This window comes from Mycobacterium sp. (assembly GCF_035603715.1).
GTDB lineage: Bacteria > Actinomycetota > Actinomycetes > Mycobacteriales > Mycobacteriaceae > Mycobacterium.
In genome coordinates, this window is record NZ_DATNJW010000215.1 from 1 (window position 1) to 4535 (window position 4535).

Consider the following 4535-nt stretch of genomic DNA (forward strand, 5'->3'; position numbering starts at 1 on the left):
GTTCACCTCCACCAACGCGGTGCGCGCGGTGTGGGAGAAGTTCGGCGAATTCGGTCTCGACGCCCGGGCGTTCTCCGGCGTGAAGATCGCCTGCGTCGGCGAATCGACCGCCGACCGGGTGCGCGCGTTCGGAATCAGCCCGGAGCTGGTGCCCTCCGGTGAGCAGTCGTCGCTGGGTCTGCTGGACGAATTCCCGGACTACGACAGCATTTTCGACCCGGTGAACCGGGTGCTGCTGCCGCGTGCCGACATCGCCACCGAGACGCTGGCCGAGGGTCTGCGCGAACGCGGCTGGGAGATCGAGGATGTCACCGCCTACCGGACCGTGCGGGCCGCTCCGCCGCCGGCGACCACCCGCGAGATGATCAAGACCGGTGGCTTCGACGCGGTGTGCTTCACGTCCAGCTCGACGGTGCGCAACCTGGTCGGCATCGCCGGCAAGCCGCACGCACGCACGATCGTCGCCTGCATCGGCCCGAAAACTGCTGAGACGGCAGCCGAATTCGGTTTGCGCGTCGACGTGCAACCCGAAACCGCCGCGGTCGGCCCGCTGATCGAGGCGCTGGCCGAGCATGCCGCCCGGCTGCGCGCCGAGGGTGCGCTGCCGCCACCGCGTAAGAAGAGCCGCAGGCGGTAATGTCCTACCCCCGGCAGCGTCCGCGTCGACTCCGGTCGACTCCGGCGTTGCGCCGGTTGGTGGCGCAAACATCGCTGGAGCCACGGCATCTGGTGTTGCCGATGTTCGTCGCCGACGGCATCGACGAGCCGCGGCCGATCGACTCGATGCCCGGCGTGGTGCAACACACCCGCGACTCGCTGCGCGCCGCCGCGGCCGACGCGGTGACGGCCGGAGTCGGCGGCCTGATGCTGTTCGGTGTCCCGCGTGCCCAGGACAAGGACGCGGCGGGGTCGGCGGGTTCGGATCCCGACGGGATTCTCAACGTTGCGCTGCGCGACCTGAGCAAGGATCTGGGCGACGCGACCGTGCTGATGGCCGACACCTGCCTGGACGAGTTCACCGACCACGGGCACTGCGGTGTGCTGGACGAGCGCGGCCGGGTCGACAACGACGCCACCCTGAAGCGCTACGTCGAACTTGCTGTCGCACAGGCAGATTCGGGCGCCCACGTGGTCGGTCCGAGCGGAATGATGGACGGCCAGGTCGCGGCGATCCGCGACGGTCTGGACGCGGCCGGTCGCACCGACGTCGTCATCCTGGCCTATGCCGCCAAGTTCGCGTCGGCGTTTTACGGCCCGTTCCGCGAAGCGGTGAGCTCCAGCCTGTCCGGCGACCGGCGCACCTACCAGCAAGAGCCGGGCAATGCTCGCGAGGCGGTCCGCGAGGCGCAGTTGGATCTCGACGAAGGTGCCGACATCGTGATGGTCAAACCGGCGATGAGCTATCTCGACGTCGTCGCGGCCGTCGCGCAGATTTCACCGGTGCCCGTCGCCGCCTATCAGGTATCGGGGGAGTACGCGATGATCGCGGCTGCCGCCGCCAACGGGTGGATCGACGAGCGCGCCGCCGCACTCGAGTCGTTGACCAGCATCCGGCGCGCGGGGGCCGACATCGTGCTGAGCTACTGGGCCGCCGGCGCGGCCACCTGGTTGTCGTGACGGCTCCCGTTGAACCCGGGCCGCAGCCGCCGACCCGGCCGGTCGATGTCGACACCGGCTTCTGGTTGTGGCTGGTCGCGGTGCCGCTGATGGTGATCGGCTACATCGCCGACCTGGTCGGCTCCTCGAACGGCCACGGGACCACCCCGCTCCTCGTCGCGCAGGGGCTGTTCGTCGCGGTCTTGTGTGCCATCGTGGTGACCTTCCTGATCCTGATGCGAGCCGGATACCGTTGGGCCCGAACCGTTTTGAGCGGCGGAGCGACTGCCACCGTCGTCTACGTCGGCATCCGGCTGTTCACGGTCACCTGGCCGCCGATGTACGCCGTCGCGTGTGGCGCTGCGGGGATTACCGGATCGGTGCTGATCGCCGGCGGCATGTTTTTGCTGCACCGCAGCGACTCGCACAACTACTTCACCAGATAAGCGCTAAAAAAGACCGAATTTCCGGCTCGGCTCATGTAGCGATTCGGAGGATCCGCGCGATGATGGTACGGACAGAAGACAGTTCCGAATGTCGGATTGAGCTGGCGGCCGTACTGTCGGGAGTCACCGGTGCGACAAAGGAGAGACCCTGAGATGAGTCGGCCAAGTTTGGTGATCGCGTTGGCGGTCACGATGGCGGCATCGGCATGCCACTACGACCCGCACCCTTGGCCCAAGCCGGGAGAAGCTTCAGCGGATGCGCTGGAAAGAATGCTGACTCAACGGGATTCGCTCCAAGATGCCGCCAACGATCTGGTTGCGGTCACCGCGGCGATGCGTGACGCTGTCCAGCAGGCCTACCCCGCGACAACCTGGACGGCGACGTCGGACGGCGGGCAAGCCGGTTGCCCACCGCCCTTCGTTTTCCTGTCCGGCAAGATCTACCAACTGCCGAACTGGCAGTCGCCCGCGCCGGCCTCGCCCGCCGGCGCCCATGCCGTCATCAAAGCCGCTACCGACGTGCTCAAGGCGCACGGCGTCAGCAAAGTCGACGTCCATACCGGGCGCTCGGTGAACGGCGCATTGCCCCGCGATCACGGGCTGCTGGGACTCGCCATCGAGACGACGTCGGGGTCGAATCCGACCGATATGGTCGTGTCGGGGGCGACCGGATGTCACCACGTCGGCACCGGGCCGGGACCGTGGAACAGCCCGCCCAGACCGACACCGAAGTCGTGAGCCGCCGGTAGGGCCCCAGGTTGTTGGGCCGCAGGTCCAGCAGGGGATGATGGTGCACGTGACTGCCGACACGGACACCGAAGCGGCACCGCTCTTTCGTGAGGTCGGTGCGACCTGGTACTGGGTGCTGGCCGGGCCGATTTCGGCCGCAATCATGCTGTGGATCGAGAAGTCCAACGGCAATGGCTGGCAGATCTCGGTCCCGGTGTTCTTCCTGGTGGTCCTGACCAGTTTCATCGCGCTGCAAGTCAAAGCGGCCCGCATCCACACCTCGGTCGTGCTGACGCCGCAGACCCTGCGCCAGGGCACCGAAACCATCCGGGTGTCCGAAATCCTCAAGGTGTACCCCGAACCGGATCATCCGATGGCGGCGAAGAAAGACCTGGAGCGTTGGCAGTCCGCCCGCGCGCTCGGCGAGCTGGTCGGGGTGCCCAAGGGCCGGACCGGCATCGGGCTGCGGCTCACCGGCGGCCGGACCGCCCAGGCGTGGGCCCGCCGGCACCGGCATCTGCGCAACCTGCTGACCCCGTTGGTCGAGGAACGCGTCAGCCCCAACGAGCTCCCGCCGGAACACGACGACGACAGTTCACGCTGGTAATGGTGCGTTTCCGAGCCTTTGTCGAGCTCGCGTTGGCCGTTGCCGCGGTCGCGGGCTGCGCGTTCAGTTGGTCGGCGGTCCGATCCACCGTGGAAGTCGCACCGGTCGCCAAGGACCAGCCGGTGACCACCGCGGTGGTCTATGACCCCTCGCTTTTGCTGCTGACCCTGCTGTTGGCGACGGCCGCCGGAATGCTGCTGGTTGTCGGCATCGCGCGGCTGCGGCGGGTGGCTCGGCCCACGACGGCATGACCACCACCGAACTCGACCTGCGCGGCATGAGCTGCGCGTCGTGCGCTGCCCGCGTCGAGGGGGCGTTGAACCGGCTCGACGGGGTGCGGGCGGCGGTGAACTTCGCCCTCGAGCGGGCCCATGTGCAGCACGAGTCCGAGGTGTCAGCCGGTGATTTGATCCGCGCGGTGGAGTCGACGGGCTACCACGCGTCGGTGGCCGTCGACCTGCTCAACTTCGACGATGACGAGCCGCAGGACCTGTTGCGCTCACGACTGATCTGCTCGGCGCTGCTGGCGATTCCGGTCGTCGCGGTGTCGATGGTGATGGGCTGGCAGTTCGCCGGCTGGCAGTGGGCGGCGCTGGCGTTGACGACGCCGATCGTGGCGTGGGGCGGCTACCCGTTTCACCGCTTGGCGCTGCTCGGCGCCCGGCATCGCACCTCGACGATGGACACCCTGGTGTCGTTGGGCACGTTGGCCGCGTACCTGTGGTCGACGGCTGCGGTGTTCCGCGGCGCGGGTCCGGTCTACTTCGAGGTCGCGGGCGCGGTCACGGTGTTCCAGCTGGCCGGCCGCTACGCCGAGGCGCGGGCCAAGCGCGCCTCCGGGGCTGCGCTGCGCTCGCTGCTGAGCCTGGGCGCCAAGGACGCCGCGGTGTTGCGCGACGGCGGCGAGGTCCGGGTGCCGGTCGCCCAACTGCAGGTTGGCGACGTCGTCGTGGTGCGGCCGGGGGAGCGAGTCGCCACGGACGGCGAAATCGTGGACGGGACAACGGCATTGGACACCTCGGCGATGACGGGTGAGCCGGTACCGGTCGACGTGGCCGCCGCTGACACGGTGGTCGGGGGCTCGCTGAACACCTACGGCCGGGTGTTGGTGCGCGCCATCCGAGTCGGCGCCGACACCCAACTGGCCCGGATGGCCA

Annotated in this window: 7 protein-coding genes; all 7 read left to right on the forward strand. The window is 68.6% G+C overall.

Annotated elements, in window-relative coordinates:
- On the forward strand, window positions 1–637 hold a 637-nt coding region (locus tag VN856_RS09085), incomplete at its 5' end, for a uroporphyrinogen-III synthase (protein ID WP_325688170.1).
- Window positions 637–1617: a porphobilinogen synthase gene (hemB, locus tag VN856_RS09090; RefSeq protein WP_325688172.1), complete on the forward strand. Its 981-nt coding sequence runs from the start codon at window positions 637–639 to the stop codon at window positions 1615–1617. The genes VN856_RS09085 and hemB, both read left to right, overlap by 1 nt.
- Window positions 1614–2042: a hypothetical protein gene (locus tag VN856_RS09095; RefSeq protein WP_325688174.1), complete on the forward strand. Its 429-nt coding sequence runs from the start codon at window positions 1614–1616 to the stop codon at window positions 2040–2042. The genes hemB and VN856_RS09095 overlap by 4 nt, the downstream gene beginning before the upstream one ends.
- Window positions 2043–2195: 153 nt before the next feature.
- Window positions 2196–2780: an LppA family lipoprotein gene (locus VN856_RS09100; RefSeq protein WP_325688176.1), complete on the forward strand. Its 585-nt coding sequence runs from the start codon at window positions 2196–2198 to the stop codon at window positions 2778–2780.
- A gap of 58 nt (window positions 2781–2838) precedes the next feature.
- Complete coding sequence (locus VN856_RS09105; RefSeq protein ID WP_325688178.1) at window positions 2839–3378, forward strand: DUF3093 domain-containing protein; 540 nt, start codon at window positions 2839–2841, stop codon at window positions 3376–3378.
- Between the two features lie 2 nt (window positions 3379–3380).
- Window positions 3381–3629, forward strand: coding sequence for a hypothetical protein (locus tag VN856_RS09110; RefSeq protein WP_414686908.1), 249 nt, complete (start codon window positions 3381–3383; stop codon window positions 3627–3629).
- Window positions 3626–4535: heavy metal translocating P-type ATPase (locus tag VN856_RS09115; protein ID WP_325688181.1), on the forward strand; the 910-nt coding region annotated here is incomplete at its 3' end. The genes VN856_RS09110 and VN856_RS09115, both read left to right, overlap by 4 nt.

Excerpts from the sequence above, each read along its gene's own strand:
- hemB (WP_325688172.1), top strand. The coding sequence starts at position 637 with ATGTCCTACCCCCGGCAGCGTCCGCGTCGACTCCGGTCGACTCCGGCG.
- VN856_RS09100 (WP_325688176.1), top strand. The coding sequence starts at position 2,196 with ATGAGTCGGCCAAGTTTGGTGATCGCGTTGGCGGTCACGATGGCGGCA.